A 22109-nucleotide genomic window follows, 5' to 3' on the forward strand; every position below is an offset into this window, starting at 1 on the left:
CGAGCTAAGCTCGCTGGGGAAATGCTACCAGATTGGCCTAAGCCGGGCTGATGCTGTTTCGAAATCCAGCGGCCTCCGCTCCTATCATCAACCAACCATCGCACACATCTGGGCCTCCAGCGCGGCCGCCGGCCGTTCCCGCTTCAGAAACTAAATCGATACGCCAATGACGCGCCATTGCCCTTCGGCGGGCTGCTCACCAAATCTGCGTTCAATTCATCCGCCAACTCTCGAAGCGCCGCACAACAGATCGGCATTCTGTGGCCAGACCCAGGGTAGCCGCCAACGGCTCGGTGAATTTCACCGGCAGAAATGAGCAGAGACGTTTTCCCGGTTTGGCGGGCATGATCCAACTGAAGTTCGATTTCGTTCTTGAACGTCTGCTTGTCCATGATCGGTTTCTCCGTTGCCAGTTCGTCTGCTTCTCCAAGCCCATCCAACGCCCATTCAGGCGCATCCAGTGCCACCGCCAGCTTCCGCCGTGTCGCCGGGGTGCCATGTCCCTTTCCCGCCTCGATCCGGTTTACCCACACTTGAGACAGCCCGGCGCGGCGGGCGAGGTCGCTTTGGGTGAGGCCGCGATGGCGGCGCCAGGCGGCGACCGGGGTCAGGCCGTCATTAATGATCAGGGCCACCACCTCGCCCGGCACGGTGCCTTCCTGTTCCATGCTGGCCAACCCGGCGCGGCCGGCGACAATATCCTCGGCATCCTCGGCCAGTGCGGCGAGGCGGGCATAGTCGGCCGCGCGCAGCACCACCATCTCGGTGCCATCGGGCGCGGTGAAATGCTGGGGTTGATAGGTCATTGCCGGTCCTCACTCATAAACGCTTCCTCGGCTGGCGATGCGGATGATCGCCAGCACTTGGCCATCGCGATACACCACGCGCCAATCGCCCACGCGCAACCGCATCAAGCCCTCTCCGCCTGCCAGTTGCTTGATATTGTTGGCCAGCTCTTCAGGAGCCGTGGCCAACTGATCAATCTTGGCAATTATGCGCCGGGCCGTTGCCCGATCCATCCGCGAAAGCGCCTTCAACGCCTCACGGCTGAACTCGATGGGCTTGGCCATATCGGGTGTTTATAACATTTCGATATAAGGCGCAATCGCCGCCGGAGTCGTTCCCCTGCCTGTCCTACACGCGGCGGGTGCGGTTATACTGCGGGTGGCGCGAAGGTTACGCGCCACCGTCCAGGGACGCGCGCACATGCGGAAAAAACTGTAACCTTTGCAACCTACAACCCCACCAAGCGCGCCGATGGAGACGGTGCGCCATGCCCAAAGCAAACGGGTGCAGGGGTCACCCCTGCCCGCCGGAGGCCCTTGCCGCGAAGAACGACGTTGACGCCTGCGCTGGCGGCGGTGATGCAGCGATATCGGCCGGGCGCATGGCATTTTCGGCGCAGCGGCGGTTTGAGGGGAGTGTGCGCGATGGGCGAGAAGTTCGAGCGGCACAAGCAGGCGTGGACGAGCGATGAAGTGCAGAAACTGCACACGCTGGCGAAGAAGGGCATGCCCCTGCGCGCCATCGCCAAGGCGCTGACCCGCAGTGAGGAATCGGTGAAGGCGCGGGCGAAGGAAGACCGGTTGGGCATTGCCAGCCTGCGCTAACGGCACAGGGGCAAGGCCATGCGCTTCCCGTCAGGTGCGCCGTCGATCAGATCACTTGGTCGAAGGGTTGGCCTGGATCACCTTCTTGGGGGCTTCCTTCTTGGGCTTGCGGACTTCCTTGTTGGATTTTGCCTGACCTTTGGCCATCGTCTGTCTCCTGAACGGACTCATGCCGTTGGCTGACTATGCGACCTTCCCGGCCCGGCGTCACCGGCCAATTGTTGAAATGGGCGTGGTGAGGCCCGCGAAATGCGTCAAAACTGTCAAATAAAACGCACAAAGTGAAATGGCCCGCACGTGTGGCGGGGTATTGTTGGCTCTTTCAAAACAGGATGGCAGGCGCCCACCGCAGGGACCGCCCGAAAAGAAACGGGAGCAGGGACGAGTCCCTGCCCGCCGGAGGCCTTCTACCTACCCCTTCACAAATGCCCCAGCCGCCGCATTCCGGTCACGAAGAACGCCGTAGACCAGCCGAGCAGGATGACGCCGTTGACGCCTTCGATGGCCGCGAGGAGGCGCCATTGCGGATCGAGCGCTTCGTTGCCGAAGCCGATGGCGGCATAGGTTTGGGTGGAGAAATAAACCGCTTCGCGCAGCGTTTTGATGGCATCCAGCTCCAGGTAGAGCGCGGCATAGAGCCAGATTTCGATGGCGTGGAGGACGAACAGGCCGAGCACCACCGACATGGTGAGCCCGACGGCCGCCATCGACAGCGGCTTGATCGCCAGCTTGCGTTCTTCCAGCATTTCATAGCGCGTCAGCCGGCCAAGCAGCAGCAGGCCAACGGCGTGGATGAACACCGTTGCCAGCACCATGGCGGTGGCGATGAGCAGTTCGATCAGCATGGCCGCCGCATCAGGCCGCCGCTGCCGTTTCCCGCATCTTTTCCTGCACCACCAGTTCCTGTGCCACCAGTTCCGACACGCGTGGCACCATCGGCACGAACGGCGTTGCCCGGGTCAGGCCATATTCGGCGCGCAAGTCTGCCAGCGGGCGATGGATCTGGTTTTCAAAATCGATGAACTGGATGGATTTCGAGCGGCGACCCAGCGCCCACCCATCGGTGATGGCATCCATCGCCGGCTGGATCAGCCAGGGATCGACCAGCGTGGCGTGGCTGATGATGACCGAAAGGGTCATCGCCGAATAGGGATAGTCCATCTGCGCGAGGCTGAACGCCTGCAGCGCCAGTTCGTGGAACGGGTGGGTGGTGTAGCCGGTGAGCACATGGTGGAGATCGTGAGTCTGGTAGCCGCGCAACACCTTGTATTTCAGCACGTCCGGCAGGCGGGCGAGCTTGCCGCTGGCTTCGAAATCGGCGGTGAGATCGGCGTAACCGGCGGCGAGTTTTTCGGCGAGGCCGTTGGTCACCATATGCTCGCGCCAGGCGGCACCCAGCGTGCCCGGCGCGCAATCGGCGACCATGGCAAGGCTGAAATCCGGCGCCATCCAGCCGGCGGCCGCCAAAGGCCCGTGCTCGGGATGCTCGGTGATCGCCACCACATATTTGTCGATCGTGTCTTGCGGCGCCGTTTCCCACCATTCGTTGAACAGCAGGTGGACGCCATAGCGGTAGAAATCATCGATGGCGGTGAGGAATTTCTCCCCGAAAATGCGGTCTACCTGGTGCATGGGATCCTCCCGAAAAGCTGTGGCTTCACTTTGTCATGCCAGAAGGGACCCAACAAGCGGGATAGGCATTGCTGCGGAGTTGGCGTGGCGGGCCAGCCTGATACACTTGGGCGATTGCACAAGCGTGGGGGACGGACGATGCGGCGCATCCTGATGCTGACAATGGCGGCGACACTGCTGATGCCGGTGATGGCACAGGGCCAGGCCCGCAAGCCGCCGCCCAAGCCCGCAAGGCCCGCCGCGATCGTGCAGAAGGTGATCCCACCCAAGGCCGTCTATTGGCTTTCGGCCCAGACGATGACGGGCTTTGGCATGGGCGGAAATATGCCATCCCCCGGCGACATGATGCGCATGGCGATGAGCGGCCAGCAGCCCGGTGCCATGGCGAAATCGCTCAGCCTTGATCTGGGCGGCAAGCTGCTGGTCGCCACGCCGCCGCCGCTGGCCCGCCACCTGATCCCGGCGGGCATGAACATGGGTGATCTCTTGTTCCTGAAAAGCCCGCAGCGTGCGGCGGCGACTCCATCGGAACCGGAAGATTATGAACCGCCCAAGGGACGCGTCTTGCTGTTCTGGGGTTGTGGTGAAACCGCCCGCCCCGGCCAGCCGGTGGTGATCGATTTTGCCAGGATGGCCGCTGGCCAGGTGCCGCCCGGTTTGTTCGCTGGGGAACGGGTGCGCATCGCCCGGCCCCCTTCTTATGCCGGCTGGCCCAATCACGGCCATTGGCCCAACGATGATCGCGCCAGTCGCCAGGGTGTGCCGGCCACCGCCAGCCTGATTGGCGATCATGCGGTGCGCGGCAATTATATCCCTGAAATCGATTTCAGCCTGAGCAAAGATTTCATGGCGGCGCTGAACCTTGATCAGAAGAAGGCGCCTTCGGGTGCCATTGCCATGAGCTGGAACCAGTTGCCGGAGGCCACCGGGCACTTTGCCAGCTTCATGGGCGGCGAAGGCGACGACCCAGCGAAAGGCGCCACGCTGGTGTTCTGGTCCTCCTCCGAAAGCCAGGCCTTCATTTCGGCACTGGGGGACTATATCGCGCCAGCTGAAGCTGCCCGGTTGGTGGGCACGAAACAGTTGATGCCGCCCACCCAGACCAATTGCGCGATCCCCAAGGAGGTGATGGCGGCAGCGCCCAATGGGTTGGTTTCGTTGGTGGCGCATGGGCCGGAGGAGAATTTCCTGTTCCCACCGCGCCCGGCCGATCCGAAAATCGCGTGGGATCAGCAATATGCGGTGAAGGCGCGCTTTGTGGCGCGTGCCGGCGGCCCGGCCGGCATGAACATGGCCGAAATGATGGGCGGCGACGACGAGGATCGCCCACGCCGCAGCAACCGGCGCGGCGCCAAACCGAAATGCAGCGATCGCCCGTCGGCCGGCGATGCCCTGGGCGGTGTGATGGGCGGGCTGTTGGGTGGCAGGCGCAAGAAGGCCGAGGATTGCGATCCGAGCTGAGCCTCGCCGGCTTGGCAAGGCGGTTGGCCAGTGCAATCATGCGCTTGATGGCTTCAAGCCCCTGCCCTGCTGCGCCATGAGTGACGCGCCCTCCTCTTCCGGCCACCGTGAGCGCCTGCGCCAACGCCTGCTGGCCGCTGGCGGTGATGGTTTTCATGATTATGAGCTGCTGGAATATCTGCTGGCGCTGGCCATCCCCCGGCAGGACACCAAACCGCTGGCCAAGCGGCTGACCGATGAGTTCGGCAGCCTCGCCGCAGTTATTGCCGCCACGCCGGAGGAGTTGAAGCGCGTCGAAGGGCTGGGCGACGGCGCGGCGGCTGCGATCAAGTTTGTCGAGGCAGTGATGTTGAAAGCCCTGCAGCAGCAGGCACTCAATCGCCCGGTGCTGAGTGGCTGGCAGGCGCTGCTGGATTATCTCCATGCCGCGCTGGCCCAGCGGCCCACCGAGCAGTTCCGGGTGATCTTTCTCAACAACCGCAACATCATGATCCGTGATGAGGTGATGAACGACGGCACGGTCAACGCCGCGCCAGTCTATCCGCGGGAAATCGTCAAGCGCGCGCTCGATCTCGGCGCGGCGGCGGTGGTGCTGGTGCACAATCACCCATCGGGCGATCCACAACCCAGCCGCGATGACATCCAGATGACCAAGGCGATCATCGAAGCCGGGCGGCATCTGGGCCTGACCGTGCATGATCACGTGATCATCGGATCGACCGGGCATGTATCGATGCGAGCGCAGGGCCTGATCTGACCAATACGCAATAATAACCTTGCGCTTGGGCCGGCAACTTCGCACAAAAGCTGCGGCAACGATGCAGGAGGGGCAATGCAGGCCATACCGGCCTTTGACGAGATGTTCGGCTCCGGCGAAGGCTATGACAGCCGTTCGCCGGCGGGGGTGACGCATGCCTATCGCGCCATCCGGCAATGGCTGGCCGACAGCTCGCCCGAACTCATGGCCGCAAGACGCGCCCAGGCCGAGCTGTTCTTCCGCCGCATCGGCATCACCTTTGCCGTTTATGGCGATGCGCAGGCAACCGAGCGGCTGATCCCGTTCGACATCGTGCCGCGCATCATCACCCGCACGGAATGGACCCGGCTGGAAAAGGGCCTGACACAGCGGGTGCGGGCGCTGAACATGTTCCTGGCCGATATCTACGGCGCGCAGGAAATCTTGAAGGCCGGCATCTTGCCCGCGGAACTGGTGCTGATGAACCCGGCCTATTGCCTGCACATGGTGGGCCGCACCCCGCCGGGCGGCGTGTGGGTGCATATCGCCGGCATCGATCTGGTGCGCACCGGCAGCGACGATTTCTATGTGCTGGAGGACAATGCCCGCACCCCGTCTGGCGTGTCGTACATGCTGGAGAACCGCGAGGTGATGCTGAAACTGGTGCCGGAACTGTTTGATCAGGTGAAGGTGGCGCCGGTCGAGACCTATCCGGAAAAGTTGCTGGAAACACTGGCCAGCGTGAGCCCGCGCAAGCAGCGCGGCAGCCACCCCACCTGCGTGCTGCTCACCCCGGGCCAGTTCAACAGCGCCTTTTACGAACACAGCTTCCTGGCCGACAAGTTGGGCATCGAGCTGGTAGAAGGCAGCGACCTGTTCGTGCGCGATGATATCGTGTTCATGCGCACCACCGAAGGCCCGCAGCGGGTGGACGTGATTTATCGCCGGCTGGATGATGACTTCATCGATCCACTGGTGTTCAACCCCACTTCGATGCTGGGTGTGCCAGGACTGATGTCGGCCTATGCCGCCGGCAATGTGACGCTGGCCAACGCGGTGGGCACCGGCATTGCCGATGACAAGGCGATCTACAGCTACATGCCCGAAATCGTGCGTTTCTATACCGGCGAGGAGCCCATATTGGCCAATGTGCCAACCTGGCGCTGCCGCGAACCGGAAGCGCTGATGTATGTGCTCGATCACCTGCCCGAACTGGTGGTGAAGGAAGTGGATGGATCGGGCGGTTATGGCATGCTGGTCGGCCCGCACGCATCAAAGACCACGATCGCTGCCTTTGCTGCCAAGCTGAAGGCCAATCCGGAAAAATTCATCGCCCAGCCAACGCTGGCACTCTCCACCTGCCCCACCGCCACCGATGGCGGCGTGGCGGCGCGCCATGTCGATCTGCGGCCCTTCGTGCTGACCGGCGCGGACGGCGTGCGCATCGTGCCGGGCGGGCTGACGCGTGTCGCCATGACAGCGGGATCGCTGGTGGTGAATTCCAGCCAGGGCGGCGGCACGAAAGACACGTGGATCATCGACGGATGAGCACATGCTGAGCCGCACCGCCGGAAACCTCTACTGGATCGGGCGCTATCTGGAGCGCGCCGACTTCACCGCGCGCCTGATCGAGGCGACGCAGCGGCTGGCCGCCCTGCCCTCTTCCTATGGCGGCGCCTCCAACGCGTGGGAATCAGCGCTGGCCGCCGCCTGCCAGACCGATGGTTTTGCCGCCACCGGCCTTGCCGTCGACGAACATGAGGTGACCGAATATCTGACGCTCAACGCCGCCAACAGCTCCTCCATCCGTTCCTGCCTGGAAGCCGCGCGCAACAATGCCCGCGCCGTGCGCACCGCGATGACCGAGGAAGGTTGGGAAGCGATCAACACCGCCTGGCTGGAGGTGAGCCGCTATGGCACGCATCTTTCCAGCCGCGAAACGCTGGCGCAGCTGATCGAATATGTGAAGCACGCCATCGCTGCCTTTGATGGCGCCAATTACCGCACCATGCTCAGGTCCGATGCGTTCTGGTTCACCAACCTGGGCGCCGCCATCGAACGGGCCGACAATTCGGCCCGGTTGCTGGATGTGAAATATCACCTGCTGCTGCCGCGCGATGAACCGGTTGGCGGCAGCCTGGATTATTTCCAATGGACGACGATCCTGCGCACGGTTTCCGCCATGACCGCCTATCGCTGGGTGTACAACGACAGTGTGAAGCCGTGGCTGGTGGCCGATCTGCTCATCCTCAACCGCCAGATCCCGCGCAGTCTTGCCGCCTGTTATGACGATATCCTGCGCCACCTCGATCTGCTCGCCAGCCACAGTGGCCGCCGCGGCCCGGCACATCGGCTGGCCAGCACCGGCCACGCGCGACTGGCCAACGGCAATATCGATTCCATCTTTGCCAGCGGCCTGCACGAATTCCTGACGCAGTTCATTGTGGACAACAACCGGCTGGGCGAAGCCATTGCCGAACAATATCTTTTCTGAAAGTCGCCATGCGCATCCGGGTCGATTATTCCACCATCTACGAATATGCGCAGGCCGCCAGCGACGTGCTGCAACTGTTGCGCGTTCAGCCAGCCGGACATGATGGCCAGCATGTGGTGCACTGGCGTATCGATACCGAAGTCGATGGCCATCTGCGCCGCGGTGAGGATGCCTTTGGCAACATCACCCACATGTTTTACCCCGATGGCCCGGTGCAGCGTGTCGCCCTGCATGTGACCGGCGAAGTGGACACGATCGAAAGCCATGGCGTGCTCACCGGCAGCTTTGAGCGGCTGCCGTCCACGGTCTATCTGCGGCAGACCGAACTGACCGTGCCTGATGATGCCATCAAGGCGTTGGCCCGCCAGCTTGATGCCGGCGACGCGCTGGCCAGCTGCCACCGGCTGACCGGGCTGCTGTATGACAGCATGACCTTTGATGCCGATGTCACCCACGCCCACAGCGATGCGGCCCATGCCTTCGCGATCCGGGCAGGCGTGTGCCAGGATTATGCCCATGTTTTCCTCAGCGTGGCCCGCTGCATGGGCATCCCGGCGCGCTATGTTTCGGGGCATCTGGTGCGCGCCGATGGCCTGATCACCCAACCGGCAGCGCATGCCTGGGCCGAAGCGCTGATCCCCGATCTGGGCTGGGTTGCCTTTGATCCCACCAACGGCATGTGCGCCACTGAAGCCTATCTGCGTGTGGCGGTGGGGCTGGATTATCGTGATTGCGCGCCCGTGCGCGGCGCCCGGCGCGGCGGCGGCATGGAAACGATGAACGTGGCTGTCACCACCCAGGCGACTGGCCAGGCCGGCGGCCAGCATCCCGGCCTTGGCGAACTGGGCAGCCAGACCCAGGTGCAAAGCCAGAGCTGACGTGCCCCCCTTGCCGCTGGCCGGCAAAGCCGCCAATCTTGGCGAAGATTGCAGGAACCCGGAAAACCACTCATGACCTACTGTATCGGCATTCTCGTGCGCGAAGGCCTGGTGTTGATGGCCGATACCCGCACCAACGCCGGGGTCGACAACATCTCCACCTATCGCAAGCTGCGGGTGATGGAGCATGGCCCGGACCGGGTGATCATGTGCGCATCGGCCGGATCATTGTCGGTCACCCAGAGCGCGCTTTCCCGCGTCGCGCTGGGGGTGGTGATGCCCGACACCGGCGAGAAGGAAACGCTGGCCGAGGCACCCACCGTGTTCCGCGCCGCACAACTGGTGGGCCAGGCGCTTTCCGACGCCAAGGAGGAGATCGACCGGGTCGTGAAGGACGAGAGCGTCTATACCGATGCCACGCTGCTGCTGTCCGGCAGCATCGGCGGGCGGCGGCCGCGCCTGTTCCAGATCTATGGCGCCGGCAATTTCATCGAGTGCCAGTCCGACACGCCGTTCCTGCAGATTGGCGAGACCAAATATGGCAAGCCGGTGCTGGATCGCATGCTCACCTATGAGACGCCGATGGCCGAAGCGTTGAAGATCGCGCTGATCAGCTTCTCCGCCACGATGCGATCAAACCTGGCCGTGGGCCTGCCGGTGGACATCGCCACCATCCGCAGCGGCGTTTCCGATCTGGAACTCATCCACCGCATCGAGGTGGATGATGAATATTACAGCGAACTCAACAACCGGTGGAGCAACGCCCTGCGGGCTGCTGCCGCTGCCATCCCGCTGCCGCAATATGCCAGCCAGCCGGAACAGGAATTGCGCAGTTAGGCAGGTGCCAGTTGCGCGTTTGGCTTGGCGCGCGTGACCCACAGCATCAACGCCAGCACGAGGCCCACCACGCTCACGCCCGTCATCGCCAGATAGCCGAGCGCGGCATCGCCATCGGCCACCAGCGCATCATAGAGATAGCCGGAAACGAAGGTGGTAAAGGCCTGGGCGGGGGCCGAGGCCAGCGCCATGTAGATCATCTGCGCCGTCGCCGTCTGTTCATCGCCCATCATCTGGTTGACCAGCCGCATCGCGCCCAGGAACACGGCCGCAAAGGTGCCGGCGTGCAGCACCTGCAGCGGCCACAGCGCCCATTCCGGCGGCAGGAAGGCCATCGCCGTCCAGCGGATGATGCAGGCGACAGCGCCGACCAGGATCAGCGTTTCCGACGCGAACTTGCTCGACCAGCCGCCAAGGAACATCAGGAACAGCACTTCCACCGCCACCCCGACCGACCAGAGATTGCCCGCCACCGTCTGCGAAATCGCCTGATCCTTGGTCCAGATCAGCACGCCGAAACCATAGAAATAGCCGTGGGTGGCCTGCAAGATGCCAGCCGCAAAGATCAGCAGCGCAAAGCGGCGGTTCTTGAGCAGGCCCACGCCTTCCTTCAGGCGGCCGAGAAAATCCCCTTCCTCATTGCCCCGCACCGGCTCCTTGGGCATCACGAAGGCCGCCCCGATCAGCGCGATCGACACGCCCAGCAGCCAGGCCCAGATCGCCCACGGCCCGAAATCCGTCACCAGCGCGCCAACGCTGGACGAGCCGACGATGAACGCCGCCGAGGCAAGGCCACGCGCGAAGCCATAGGGTGGCAGCCCGGTCTTGGTCAGCCGGATCAGCGCGGCTTCCACCGCCGGCAACAGCCCCCAGAAGCCGACATCCATCAACAGGATGATGGCAAACACCGGCCAGAAACCTTCCACGAACCACAGCGAGGCGAAACCGGCCGTGAGCAGGAAAGCGAACAGGAACAGCGGCGCGCGCTTGTCGCTTTGGCCTGCGGCCCAGGCGGCAGTGAGCGGCCCCACGACAATGCGTGACAGGCCGCCAACCGTGAGTACCAGGCTGATCTGAACGCCGGTGAAGCCCTGCGCCGCATCCAGCCAGGTCGGCAGATGCGGGATCAGCGCGCCGAAACCCGCAAAGAACAGGCACGACAGCAAGGTGGCGCGCACGCCGTTGGAGCTGAGTTTTGCGGGGGTTGATTCGGTCATGGCGTTTGATGGCAGGCTGTCATCACCCTGTCACTCTTGGCGCGTGGACAGATGGTGCAGCAGCGGCCTAGATTGCGTCAAACAACCACTGGGGAGACTTCACAATGGCCCTGCCAGCCCTTTTCGATCTGACCGGGCAGACCGCCCTCATCACCGGTTCCAGCCGCGGCATCGGCAAGGCCATTGCCCACCGCATGGCCGAACATGGCGCCAATGTCGTGATCTCCAGCCGCAAGGCCGATGCCTGCGAAGCCGCACAGGACGAGATCAACGCCGCCGTGGGCCGCGAAGCCGCCATCAGCGTGCCGGCCAACATCGCAGCCAAGGAAAGCCTTCAGGCGCTGGTTGATGCCACTGTCGCCAAATGGGGCCAGATCGATCACCTCGTCTGCAATGCGGCGTCCAACCCCTATTATGGCCCGCAAGCCGGCATCTCGGATGAGCAGTTCACCAAGATCCTGCAGAACAACATCGTTTCCAACCACTGGCTGATTTCCATGGTCGCCCCGGCGATGCGCGCCCGCAAGGATGGCACCATCACCATCGTTTCCTCCATCGGCGGCCTGCGCGGCAGCACCATCATCGGCGCCTATTGCATCTCCAAGGCGGCCGACATGCAGCTCGCCCGCAACCTCGCCTGTGAATATGGGCCCGACAATGTGCGCGTGAATTGCATCGCGCCCGGCCTGATCAAGACCGATTTTGCCAAGGCGCTGTGGGATGATGCCGAAACTCTGAAGCGCTCCACCGCCACCGCGCCGTTGAAGCGCATCGGCGTGCCCGATGAAATTGCCGGCATGGCGGTGTTCCTGGCCGGCAAGGCCGGGGCGTTCACGACAGGGCAGAATTTCGTGATTGATGGCGGTGTGACGGCGGCCTGATCGCGGCGTCTAGCGCCTGTCGTAATAGATCTGCCCCATCAGCCCGAACAGCCGGATGGCATCGGGCGGAGTCGGGTCGTTGTTATATTCGCGATACAAGGTGTCGACGTTGACCGCGATGCGTTCAGCGTCCTTCCACGTCGCATAACGCCCCAGCCCGATGTCGCGCGCGGCGTCCTCCGCCGACAGGCCGGCGGCGTGGCGGGCGCGGGCTTCGCGATCGATATAGGCCAGATAATCGGCCACTTCGCGCACCCCGGCCTTGTCGGTGAGGGGGCCATGGCCCGGCACGATCACGTCCACATCCATGGCGATGATGCGATCGCAGGCGGCGATCCAGTTCGCTACTGGCCCGGCCCACATGATTGGCGTGCCTTCGATGAACAAGATGTCGCCGGTGAACACTGCCTTCGCCTGCGGCACATGCACAAGCACGTCGCCAGCGGTGTGCGCCGGGCCAACCTCGATCAGATCTACCGCGCGGCCGCCCACGTCCAGTTGGGCCTGGCCACAGAAGGTGCGGGTCGGCGCGCGTTCCTGCACGCCGGCAAAATCGAACGGCGCAAACACGTCCGCGAAATAGCGGCCAGCCACGCCCATCTGCCCGGCCGCACCTGCCGCCTTCAACTGCGCCAGCAGCGCCGGCGAAAACGCCTCCATCTCGCGCGCCGAAGCCTCGGACGCGATGATGTCCGCTTTCTCCAGCAGATGATTGCCGTGGGTGTGATCGCCATTGGCATGGGTGTTGACCACCTGGCCGATGGTCGCCGTGCCAAAGCCGGTCGCGCGCTCCATGCCGGCCAGCATCTCCGCCGTCAGTTGCGTGTCGAACAAGGTATCGACCAGCGCCGCCGCGCCATCACCGGGCGTGCCCTCCACGATCAGTCCGGCGTTGGACCAGCCCCAGCCGCCATCGGGCTGCAGCCAGGCGAACAGGCCGTCGCCGATTTCGTGCAGGCCGCGGGTGAATTGCGTCATGGCTGGCCCTCCAGTTCAAAGCTGATCGTTACCTGTGCAGACAATGACAATTCGCCCGGCTGCACCGGCGGCGCCGCAGCGCCTTCGGCCATCGCCATGCGCAGCATCGGCCGCGGGCCGGGTTCCGGTGCGCCGGCGCCTTCGCTGATGCTGGCGATGCGCTTCACCTTCAGGCCGGCAGCCTTGGCATAAAGCTCTGCCCGGGCGCGGGCCTTGGCAACGGCGGCGGTGCGCGCTTCGTCCAGCGCGGCGTCCGGATTGGCCAGGGTGAACTCCGGTCCCTGCACCTCGTTGGCGCCGGCCTTGATCGCCACATCGATCAGCTTGCCGGCATCGGCCAGCTTCAGGGTGCGCAGGCTGATGCTGTTGCGGGCCTGGTAGCCGGTGAGGATCGGCGACTGGTTCTGCTCATAGCGATATTGCGGGTTGAGGCTGAGCCCGGTGGTCTGCACATCCCGATCGGTAACACCGGCAGCCTTCAGGGCCGCAAGCACGGCGTTCATGCGGGCCGCATTGGCCGCCATCGCCTCGGCCGCCGTGGCCGCTGTGGTCAGCACGCCGGCCGTCATCCGCAGTTGGTCCGGCGCCCGCGCCACATCGGCACTGGCGGTGACCGTGAGCATGGCCGGCATCGCGGCGGTGCGTTGCAGCATGAAGCGCATGGGACCGTCAGCGGTCAGCGGCGGCAGCCCAGGCGGCGGCACCTTGGTAACATCCTGGGCAACGACAGGTCCGGAGGCGGCGGCAGCAAGCAAGAGCAGCAGAACGGCAGAAAAGCGCATGGATCAGCTCCTGGATCGCGAAGCCGTCATGATGGCGCGACTGCTCGCCGCCGTCACCCCTGCAAATTTTCGCTTCGCATGTGCGGCGAAATATCGTCGAGTAACGCTCAAATTTGCCTTTTTGCTGCCATCGACTTGCTTTATGAAAGCCTCTTGCATGCGGTGATGTATTTCGATAATACACCCTCGCAGAGGAATTATGTCAATGAACGCCCACCAGTCCGTCCCTTCGCCAGCCGCGGCCGAGGTCTATTCCTTTCCGCCGGCTGAAGGCGACGTGCCGTCCGGGCGCAACCGCTGGCTGAAGCCGGGCCTGATCACGCTGGCCGTCGCGCTGGCTGGCGTGGCTGGCTGGAAGCTACTCAGCCCCGCCGCACCGCCGGCCGTGACCGCCAGCAACCTCCCGGAAGTGACCGTGCTGGTGCCGGGCACCACCATGCTGGCTGATGCCATCACCGCCCCGGGCAGCATTGCCGCCAAGCGCGATGCCGCCGTGGGCGTGCAGGGCGAAGGCGGGCGCGTGGTGCGCGTGATGGTGGAACCCGGCCAGCGCGTGGGCGCCGGCCAGGTGCTGGCCCAGATTGATCGCCAGGTGCAAACCCAGGAAATCGCCCAGCTTTCCGCCGGCGTTCGCCAGGCCGAAGCTGAAGCCCGGCTCGCGCAGGCCAATCTGGCCCGTGCCGAAAGCCTGGTAGCAAAGGGCTTCATCAGCCGCGCCGATATCGATCAGCGCATCGCCACCCGTGATGGCGCGCAGGCCCGCGTCGGCGTGGCACGCGCCCAGTTGGGCGCCGCGCGCGAACGGGCTGACCGGCTCGACGTGCGGGCGCCGGCCGCTGGCTTGATCCTGTCGCGCAATGTCGAAACCGGCCAGGTGGTCGGCCCCGGCACCGGCGCGCTGTTCCGTCTCGCCGAAGGCAATGCGCTGGAAATGCGCGCCCAGGTGGCCGAACAGGATCTCGCCCGGCTGAAGGTGGGCATGACAGCCCTGGTCACCCCGGTGGGCGCGACCGAAGGCTTCAGGGGCAAGGTGTGGCTGATCGATCCCGTCATCGATCCGGCCAACCGCCAGGGCATCGTGCGCATCCAGCTGGATTATTCACCGGGCCTGCGGGTTGGCGCCTTTGCCCGCGCCCGCATCGAAGGCGGCGAAACCACCCGGCCGCTGCTGCCGCAATCAGCCGTGCTGGCCGATGCGAGCGGCAATTTCGTCTATGTGCTGGGCAAGGACAACAAGGTGGAGCGCCGCAGCATCGTGGTTGGCGCGATCGGCGATGCCGGCGTTGGCATTGCCTCGGGCCTGACGGGCTCGGAACGGGTGGTGGCCAGTGCTGGCGCCTTCCTGAAGCCGGGCGACACGATCAAGCCGGTGCTGGCTCCGACCGCCACGCGCTGATCACGACAGGACACGCCCGCAATGCGCAATATTTCCGCCTGGTCGATCAAGAACCCGGTGCCGCCGCTGGTGCTGTTCGCACTGCTGCTGCTGGCCGGCATCCTTTCGTTCCGGGCGATGGATATCAACAACCAGCCGGATATCGAATTCCCGGGCGCGATGATCATGGTAACGCAGCCGGGCGCTGCCCCGGAGGAGCTGGAAAACCAGGTCACCCAGCGGGTTGAAGCCGCGGTACGCAACATCACCGGCGTCGATGAAGTGAACAGCACGGTTTCCGAAGGCAGCAGCCGCACCATGGTGCAGTTTGCCATCGGCACGCCGATCGATCGCGCCGTCAACGATGTGCGCGACGCCATCGCCAACATCCGTTCCGATCTGCCGCAGGGCATCCTGCAGCCGCAGGTGAGCCGGCTCGACATTGCCGGCGGGCCGATTGCCTATTTCGCGGTTGAATCCACGGCGATGACTCTGGAAGAACTCAGCTGGTTCGTCGACAACACCGTGGCCAAGCGCCTGCTGGGCATACCCGGCATGGCACAGGTGCGCCGTTCGGGCGGTGTCAGCCGCGAAATCCGGGTGATCCTCGATCCCGATCGCATGCAGGCTTATGGCGTGACGGCCAGCCAGGTGAATGCCCAGCTGCGTCAGGTGAACCTCAACGCCGCTGGTGGCCGCGCGGAAATCGCCGGCGCCGAACAATCGGTGCGCGTGATGGGCAATGCCCGCAACGCCGTGGGCCTCGGCGAAACCCAGATCAATCTTGGCCAGGGCCGCAGCATTCGGCTTGCCGATATTGCCGAGGTGCGCGACGGTTATGCCGAGCAGCGCAGCATTTCCAAGCTCAATGGCCGCCAGGTGCTCAGCTTCTCGATGGCCAAGGCCAAGGGCTCGTCCGACGTCACGGTGTATGATGCGGCGATCAAGGAAATCGATGCCCTTCGCACGCAATATCCGAAGGTTTCGTTCAAGCTGATCTTCACCTCGGTCGAATATACCAAGAACCAGTATAATGGCGCCATCGACGCGATGATCGAAGGCGCGATCCTGGCCGTGCTGGTGGTATGGCTGTTCCTGCGCGACTGGCGCGCCACGGTGATTTCGGCGCTGGCCATCCCGTTGTCGGCCGTACCCACCTTCTGGTTCCTCGATGTCTGGCTGGGCTTCAGCCTCAACCAGCTCTCGCTTCTGGCGCTCAGCCTGGTGGCGGGCGTGCTGGTTGATGATGCCATCGTGGAGATCGAAAACATCGTTCGCCACATGCGCATGGGCAAATCGGCCTGGCAGGCCAGCATGGACGCGGCTGACGAGATCGGCCTGGCCGTTGTTGCCACCACCATGTCGATTGTCGCTGTGTTCCTGCCGGTGGCGCTGATGCCCGGCATTTCCGGGCAGTTCTTCAAGAATTTCGGCGCAACCGTTGCGGTCTCCGTGCTGATCAGCCTTGCCGTCGCCCGCCTGATCACGCCAATGCTGGCCGCCTTCTTCCTGAAGAGCGAAGGCCAGGCCGAACATGGCACGGGCAAGTGGGTCGATACCTACATGACCATCCTCAACTGGGCGCTGGCCAATCGCATGAAAACGGTGTTCGGCATTGGCGGCGTCGCGCTGGGGCTGACGATCGTGCTGTTTGCCGCCCTGCCGATGACCTTCCAGCCCGACGTCGACAATGACGACGCCCAGGTAACCATCGCCCTGCCGCCGGGCGTCACGCTGGCGCAGACCGAAGCCATTGTGGACAAGGCCGTGGCGGTGGTCGAAAGTTCGCCGGAACTGGCGCTGGCCTTCGCCGATGTCGATGTTGGCGGCGGCAATATCTATCTGACGCTGAAGAAATCGCGCACGATGCACCGCATCGATTGGGAACGTGCCATGGCGCCCAAGCTGGCCGCCATTCCCGATGCGCGCATCGGCTTTTCGTCCCAGGGCGATGGCCCGCCCGGCGGCCGCCCGATCAGCATCACCCTCACCGGCAATGATCCCGCCCTGCTCGACAACACCGCCCGCAAGGTGGTGGAAGACATGCGCACCATGCCGGAACTGCGCCAGGCGCGGATCGATGGCGGGCTGCAACGGCCGGAAATCACCATCAAGCCGCGTCTCGATCTCGCCGCCGAACTGGGCGTGACCACGGCGGCGCTTTCGGAAACCATCCGCATCGCCACGCTGGGCGATATCGATCAGAACGTCGCCAAGTTTAGCGTCGCCGATCGCCAGATCCCGATCCGGGTCGCGCTGGCCGAAGCCTCGCGGCGCAATCTTTCCACCATTGAAAATCTGCCGGTGCCCACCGCGCGCGGCGGCACCGTGCCGCTGAAGGTGGTCGCCGAAATCAGCTTTGGCGCCGGCCCCACCGAAATCCGCCGCTTCAATCAGCAGCGCCGTATCCTGATCGGTGCCGATCTCGCCCCGGGCCTGCTGTCCGGCGATGTGCAGACCAAGGTGAACCAGCTGCCCAGCCTGAAGAACCTGCCGCCCGGCGTCGAAACGGTACGCCTTGGCATGCAGAAATGGCTGGGTGAACTCGTCCAGAACTTCATCCTGGCGGTTATCGCCGGCGTCGTCATGGTGTTTGCGGTGCTGGTGTTGCTGTACAAGCGGGTGCTGCCGCCCTTCGTCAACATGATGTCGCTGCTGCTCGCCCCGCTGGGCGGCCTGACCGCGCTGGCCATCACCGACACCCCCATTTCGATGCCGGTGTTCATCGGCCTGCTCATGCTGCTGGGCATCGTTGCCAAGAACAGCATCCTGCTGGTCGACATGGCGATCGAGGAAATGGAAAAGGGCGTGCCCAAGCTGGAGGCCATTCTTGAGGCTGGCCACAAGCGCGTGCAGCCCATCATCATGACCACGATCGCGATGGTGGCGGGCATGCTGCCGGTGGCGTTGGCGCTTGGTGGTGATGGTTCCCAGCGCGCGCCGATGGGCATAGTGGTGATCGGCGGCCTGATCGTTTCGACCGCCCTTACCCTGATCATCGTGCCGGCCGGCTTCTCCATCGCCGTTTCGGTCGAAGAATGGCTGGCCCCGCGTATGAAGCGGTGGTTCACCAATAACGAAGGGGCTGCTAAGGTCACCCGCGCCACACCTGCGGAGTGATCTTGCCCTGAACAGCCTGCTGCCGGAATCGCCCTTTCACCGGATGCGCCTGATGGCGACGCTGCTGCTGGCAGCGATGGCCGTGATTTTCATCGTCTGCCTGATGTTTCCCAAAGCCCATCCGGCGGTGCCGTGGGTGATGGCGTTCAGTGAAGCGGCGATGGTGGGCGGCCTGGCCGACTGGTTCGCCGTCACCGCGCTGTTCCGTCACCCGCTGGGCCTGCCGATCCCGCACACCGCCATCATCCCGCAACAGAAGGACCGGCTGGGCGAAACGCTGGCCCAGTTCCTGAAAGACAATTTCCTGAAACCCCAGGTCGTCGCCCGCCGGCTGGACGATGCCGATCTGGCCGGCGTGCTGGCGCGCTGGCTGGCCGCGCCACCTGCCCCAGGCCCGAACCGCAAGAAGGGCATCGCGCCGCTCGTTGGCCAGTTGATCGACGGGCTGGATGATCCCGCCATCGCCAAGGCGGTGGAAGATCTGGCCCGCGGCCGGCTGCAATCCATGCAGCTGTCCCCCATCGTTGCCGATGCGGTGGACACGCTGGTGGCCGGTGGCCGCCACGAACTGCTGATCGATGCTGCTGTCGAATGGGGGCTGGCGACCATCGTCGATGAAGCCCCCAACATCCGCGGCAAGGTGACGGAGCGTACCAACTGGCTGCTGCGCCTCGCCGGCGCCGATGAAAGCCTGTCGGATACGATGATCAGTTCGGTGCAGCGCCTGCTGGTGGAGATCAAGCATGATCCCTGGCACCCGGTGCGCCAGCGCCTCGTTGATGCCTTCAAACAGTGGACATTCGATTTGCGCCACTTCCCCGAAAGCCAGGCGCGGGTGGAAGGCTTCAAGGATGATCTGCTCGCCAATCCGGCGATGGGCAGCTGGGTGCAGGGCCTGTGGGATGCCGCACGCGGCGCGTTGGCCAGCAGCCTGAAACAGCCCGATGGCAATCGCCTGGGCGGCGCGCTGGTGGCCGTGGGCAGCCGTATCGAGGACGATGCGGCGTTGAAGGCCAGCCTCAACAAGGCGCTGCGCCGCGCCGTTGCCGGCCTCGCCAAGACCCATGGCGACGAGATCGTGAAGCTGGTCTCCGAAACCGTGCGCAGCTGGGATGCCGAAACCGTCACCGATAAGGTGGAACAGGCGGTTGGCCGCGATCTGCAGTTCATCCGCATCAACGGCACGCTGATCGGCGGTTGCATCGGCGTGGTCATCTATGCCAGCGCGCGCTTTGTCCTCCTGCCACACTGAGTGCCCGATGCTTGATCGCCAGCCCACCCTCACCCATCCCGCCGTCACGCTGCGCCCCGCCACCGCAGACGACTGGCCGGCGCTGTTTGCCGCCGCCCATGATCCCGGCATCTGGGAAGGCCACCCAGCACATGATCGCTGGCAGGAACCGGTGTTCCGCGCCTTCTTCGATGATGGCCTGGCCAGCGCCGGCATGCTGGTCGCCGAAGAACCGGCGACCGGCGTCCTCATCGGCTCCTCGCGCTTTGATTTCAGCCGCGCCGAAGCCGGTGAAGTGGAAGTGGGCTGGACCTTCCTGGTCCGCCGCCACTGGGGCAGCCGCACCAATCACATCATGAAGGCGCTGATGGTCGGCCACGCGCTGGAGAGCGTGGAACGCGTGATCTTCCTGATCGGCGAAACCAACATCCGCAGCCGCACCGCAGTCACCCGCATCGGTGCGACGCTGACCGGCCGGCAGATGATCGCCCAGCTGTCCACCGGGCCGGTCACCCACCTTTATTACAGTATCGATCGTGCCGGCTTTGCCGCGGGGCCGCTCTACCCGCTGTGGGCCGAGCGCCTCAGCTGACATCCACCAGATTGTCGTCCGAGTTGCGGTCGACATATTTGTTGTAAGGGTCGATCCCGGCATAGGCCGGCTTGGCCTTGCTGATCAGCACCAGCACCTGTTTGCCCGATTGCACCGGCAGCCGCGTCATCGCCAGCACATCGGTGCGGCTGAACGCACCCTGCCCCGGTTTGGCGGTGAACAGGCCCACGTCGATCGTGTCGGCCAGCGGTGCGGCTTTCTCCACGCCCTTGCCATCGGCATAGAGCTTGGCGGCGTCCACCGTTAGCCGCGTTTCCCAGCGGCCATCGGCCAGTTTCCGGGTCGTCGCCGCCGTCGCCTTCAGATCATACAGGGTGATGCGCTCGAACAGGTCGCTCACCAGCTGCCGTTCGGCGTCATTGCGGGCCAGCGACTTGTAGCCGTTCACCAGTGTCGTGGACGTGAGATAGGGCGCCCCCTTGAACTTGTGGGCCGCGAGGATGCCAGCCAGCATGGCGTTGACCCGATCCTCGCCCAGCCGGTCAGCGAGCAGATACATGACCAGGCTGCCCTTGCGATAATGGATATAGCCCTGGTTCTCGACCCGGTTCAGCGGCAATTCCTCGATGATCTCGCCGCCGCGGTTGCGCAGATAGTTATCCAGCTCATACTTCAGGAAGCGGCGGATCTTGTCCTCGCCATAGAGCTGCTTCATCACCATCAGCGCCGAATATTGCGCCATGGTTTCCACGAACAACGTGCCGCCCTGCATTTCTGCGCTGATGATCTGGTGGCCCCAATATTGGTGAGCGACCTCGTGCGCGGTCACATAGGTGACGTAATCGATCTTCTCGGGATCGTCGTTGGCGGCGAGGAAGCCGATGGATTCCGAAAACGGGATCGTGCCGGCAAAGGCCTGCGCGAACGTCTCGTAACCCGGAAACTCGATGATGCGGGCATAATCGAATTGGTAAGGCCCGAAATTCTTGGCGTAATAGGCAAGGCTGGTCTGCATCGAAGCCAGCATGGTGTCCACGTTATAGGCGTGGGACGGGTGGTGATAGACGGTGAGCTTCACGCCATCGGCATCGGCGGATCTTTCCGCATAGGCCGCCGACTGCACCGAGAAGAACGACAGGATCGGTTGCGGCGAGACGAAGCGCGCAATGCGGCGGCCGCCTTCCACCCGATCTTCCACCTTGCGGCCCGGCGCGATCGGCGTCTGCCCGGCGCTGGTGGCCAGCGTGATGTCGCTGTTCACCCAATCGGCATTGCCCAGATAGTTGCGCTCCAGCGCGGCCGTGTCGCCCAGCTTGGGCAGGCGGCGTTCGGGGATGAGGCCATATTTGCGGCGCTTGGCGCGATCCTGCAGAAAGCCATCCTGGCTCATGCCGATCTGCGGCATGAAATCGCCGTTGTTCATGAAGCTGCCGTTGGCGATGAGATTGGTATCCTCACCACGCGCCGGGAAGCCGGCTTGTTCACGGGTGATGGTGAAATCCACCGCCAACCGGGCACCCGGCGCCAGCGGCCGATCGAAACGGTAGATGCGATATTTGTTCTCGGCATCGTCCATGGCCAGGCGGGCGCCCGGCACTGTGATGCGCGCGATCTCGCTGTTGGCCGATCCCAGCCGCACATGCAGCTCCGTCAACGGCGCGCCGGTGTCGTTCACCAGGCGCAACTGCCCCTGCGCCTGCATCCGGCGCTGTTCCGGCCACAGATCGACCCGCAGCTTCACATCGGTGGTGGAGGGCTGTTTCAGGCCAAGATAGCGCGCATAGCGCTTCTCATAATCGGCCTGCCGCGCTTCATTGTCGTCACGGGTGCGATACTCGTTCAGAACATTGGTGTTGTGCCAGATGAAGGCGCCACTGGCGGCGCTGCCGGCCAAGCTGATCAGGATCAGCGCCAGCGGCATGCCGGCCAGCCGGCGCGGCAACGCCCGCAGCCGCGGCCACAGCGCCACATCGGTGCCGCGCCGCCACAACAGATGCGCCAGCACCGCCAGCAGCAGCGCCACAAAGCTCCAGTAGATCTGCAGCCACAGCCCGCCCATGGCGCCGATCTGGTTGCCGTTCAGATCGGAAAAGCGCGCCGGCGTCACTGCGCCATAATTATACAGCGGATGTTCGAACCCGATGTTGCCAAGCGTGATCGAGGCGACGAGGTACACCACCATCACCGCCCAGCCGACATATTTGTTCGGGCTGAGCGCTTGCACGAACACCGACAGCACCGCCAGTTGTACCATGAAGATGCCGCTGGGCAGCACATACCAGGCCAGATATTGCAGCGGCTCCAGCGCCGTCACGCCGCGCCAA

At 64.2% G+C, this 22109-nt stretch carries 21 protein-coding genes; 13 read left to right on the forward strand and 8 right to left on the reverse strand.

The annotated features are described in order from the left end of the window. Positions 1 to 143 precede the first annotated feature (143 nt). Positions 144 to 761: a helix-turn-helix transcriptional regulator gene (locus tag RT662_RS03700; protein WP_313669265.1), complete on the reverse strand. Its 618-nt coding sequence runs from the start codon at positions 759 to 761 to the stop codon at positions 144 to 146. 54 nt (positions 762 to 815) lie between these two features. Then, a complete protein-coding gene (locus RT662_RS03705) occupies positions 816 to 1070 on the reverse strand; it encodes a type II toxin-antitoxin system RelE/ParE family toxin (protein WP_313669266.1) in 255 nt (84 codons plus the stop codon). Between the two features lie 360 nt (positions 1071 to 1430). Here RT662_RS03705 and RT662_RS03710 point away from each other — a divergent pair, with 360 nt between their 5' ends. Next, positions 1431 to 1610 (forward strand): hypothetical protein, encoded by a 180-nt coding sequence (locus tag RT662_RS03710; protein ID WP_313669268.1) that lies wholly within the window; start codon positions 1431 to 1433, stop codon positions 1608 to 1610. A 419-nt stretch (positions 1611 to 2029) separates the two neighbouring features. Here the strand turns inward: RT662_RS03710 and RT662_RS03715 are convergent, their stop codons facing one another. Both RT662_RS03715 and RT662_RS03720 read right to left on the reverse strand, forming a co-directional pair. Further along, a complete protein-coding gene (locus RT662_RS03715; protein ID WP_313669270.1) occupies positions 2030 to 2455 on the reverse strand; it encodes an ion channel in 426 nt (141 codons plus the stop codon). Positions 2456 to 2465: 10 nt separating this feature from the next. Then, positions 2466 to 3242: a Coq4 family protein gene (locus tag RT662_RS03720; RefSeq protein ID WP_313669272.1), complete on the reverse strand. Its 777-nt coding sequence runs from the start codon at positions 3240 to 3242 to the stop codon at positions 2466 to 2468. A gap of 138 nt (positions 3243 to 3380) precedes the next feature. On the opposite strand from RT662_RS03720, the gene RT662_RS03725 reads away from it, so the two are divergent. From RT662_RS03725 to RT662_RS03750, 6 genes are all read left to right on the forward strand, one after another. Further along, the gene (locus RT662_RS03725; RefSeq protein WP_313669274.1) at positions 3381 to 4703 is read left to right on the forward strand and encodes a hypothetical protein; all 1323 of its coding nucleotides are present in this window, start codon (positions 3381 to 3383) and stop codon (positions 4701 to 4703) included. A 76-nt stretch (positions 4704 to 4779) separates the two neighbouring features. Then, positions 4780 to 5460 (forward strand): RadC family protein, encoded by a 681-nt coding sequence (gene radC, locus RT662_RS03730; RefSeq protein ID WP_313669276.1) that lies wholly within the window; start codon positions 4780 to 4782, stop codon positions 5458 to 5460. Positions 5461 to 5535: 75 nt separating this feature from the next. Next, complete coding sequence (locus tag RT662_RS03735) at positions 5536 to 6987, forward strand: circularly permuted type 2 ATP-grasp protein (RefSeq protein WP_313669278.1); 1452 nt, start codon at positions 5536 to 5538, stop codon at positions 6985 to 6987. Between the two features lie 4 nt (positions 6988 to 6991). Continuing rightward, on the forward strand, positions 6992 to 7933 hold the full coding sequence (locus tag RT662_RS03740) for an alpha-E domain-containing protein (RefSeq protein ID WP_313669279.1): 942 nt from the start codon (positions 6992 to 6994) through the stop codon (positions 7931 to 7933). A gap of 8 nt (positions 7934 to 7941) precedes the next feature. Beyond that, positions 7942 to 8811, forward strand: a complete 870-nt coding sequence (locus RT662_RS03745; RefSeq protein WP_313669281.1) for a transglutaminase family protein — start codon at positions 7942 to 7944, stop codon at positions 8809 to 8811. Between the two features lie 72 nt (positions 8812 to 8883). Then, complete coding sequence (locus tag RT662_RS03750) at positions 8884 to 9648, forward strand: peptidase (protein WP_313669283.1); 765 nt, start codon at positions 8884 to 8886, stop codon at positions 9646 to 9648. Here the strand turns inward: RT662_RS03750 and RT662_RS03755 are convergent. Next, positions 9645 to 10865, reverse strand: a complete 1221-nt coding sequence (locus tag RT662_RS03755) for an MFS transporter (RefSeq protein ID WP_313669285.1) — start codon at positions 10863 to 10865, stop codon at positions 9645 to 9647. The genes RT662_RS03750 and RT662_RS03755 overlap by 4 nt on opposite strands. Before the next feature lie 104 nt (positions 10866 to 10969). Here RT662_RS03755 and RT662_RS03760 point away from each other — a divergent pair, with 104 nt between their 5' ends. Further along, a complete protein-coding gene (locus tag RT662_RS03760) occupies positions 10970 to 11746 on the forward strand; it encodes an SDR family oxidoreductase (RefSeq protein ID WP_313669287.1) in 777 nt (258 codons plus the stop codon). 9 nt (positions 11747 to 11755) lie between these two features. Here the strand turns inward: RT662_RS03760 and RT662_RS03765 are convergent, their stop codons facing one another. Continuing rightward, the gene (locus tag RT662_RS03765; RefSeq protein ID WP_313669289.1) at positions 11756 to 12724 is read right to left on the reverse strand and encodes an MBL fold metallo-hydrolase; all 969 of its coding nucleotides are present in this window, start codon (positions 12722 to 12724) and stop codon (positions 11756 to 11758) included. Further along, positions 12721 to 13377 (reverse strand): SIMPL domain-containing protein, encoded by a 657-nt coding sequence (locus RT662_RS03770; protein ID WP_313669291.1) that lies wholly within the window; start codon positions 13375 to 13377, stop codon positions 12721 to 12723. Before RT662_RS03770 ends, RT662_RS03765 begins: the two co-directional genes overlap by 4 nt. Here RT662_RS03770 and RT662_RS03775 point away from each other — a divergent pair. From RT662_RS03775 to RT662_RS03795, 5 genes are read left to right on the forward strand one after another with little or no spacing between them, the layout of a single operon-like run. After that, positions 13376 to 13672: a hypothetical protein gene (locus RT662_RS03775; protein WP_313669293.1), complete on the forward strand. Its 297-nt coding sequence runs from the start codon at positions 13376 to 13378 to the stop codon at positions 13670 to 13672. The two genes, RT662_RS03770 and RT662_RS03775, sit on opposite strands and share 2 nt — an antisense overlap. A gap of 39 nt (positions 13673 to 13711) precedes the next feature. Then, on the forward strand, positions 13712 to 14902 hold the full coding sequence (locus tag RT662_RS03780; protein WP_313669295.1) for an efflux RND transporter periplasmic adaptor subunit: 1191 nt from the start codon (positions 13712 to 13714) through the stop codon (positions 14900 to 14902). 21 nt (positions 14903 to 14923) lie between these two features. Continuing rightward, the gene (locus tag RT662_RS03785) at positions 14924 to 18001 is read left to right on the forward strand and encodes an efflux RND transporter permease subunit (protein WP_313669296.1); all 3078 of its coding nucleotides are present in this window, start codon (positions 14924 to 14926) and stop codon (positions 17999 to 18001) included. Between the two features lie 52 nt (positions 18002 to 18053). Next, positions 18054 to 19253: a DUF445 domain-containing protein gene (locus RT662_RS03790; RefSeq protein WP_313669297.1), complete on the forward strand. Its 1200-nt coding sequence runs from the start codon at positions 18054 to 18056 to the stop codon at positions 19251 to 19253. Positions 19254 to 19260: 7 nt separating this feature from the next. Beyond that, a complete protein-coding gene (locus tag RT662_RS03795; protein ID WP_313669298.1) occupies positions 19261 to 19824 on the forward strand; it encodes a GNAT family N-acetyltransferase in 564 nt (187 codons plus the stop codon). Here the strand turns inward: RT662_RS03795 and RT662_RS03800 are convergent. Next, on the reverse strand, positions 19817 to 22109 hold a 2293-nt coding region (locus RT662_RS03800), incomplete at its 5' end, for a M1 family aminopeptidase (protein ID WP_313669300.1). The two genes, RT662_RS03795 and RT662_RS03800, sit on opposite strands and share 8 nt — an antisense overlap.

It is taken from the genome of Sandarakinorhabdus sp. (assembly GCF_032115815.1).
Lineage (GTDB): Bacteria > Pseudomonadota > Alphaproteobacteria > Sphingomonadales > Sphingomonadaceae > Sandarakinorhabdus.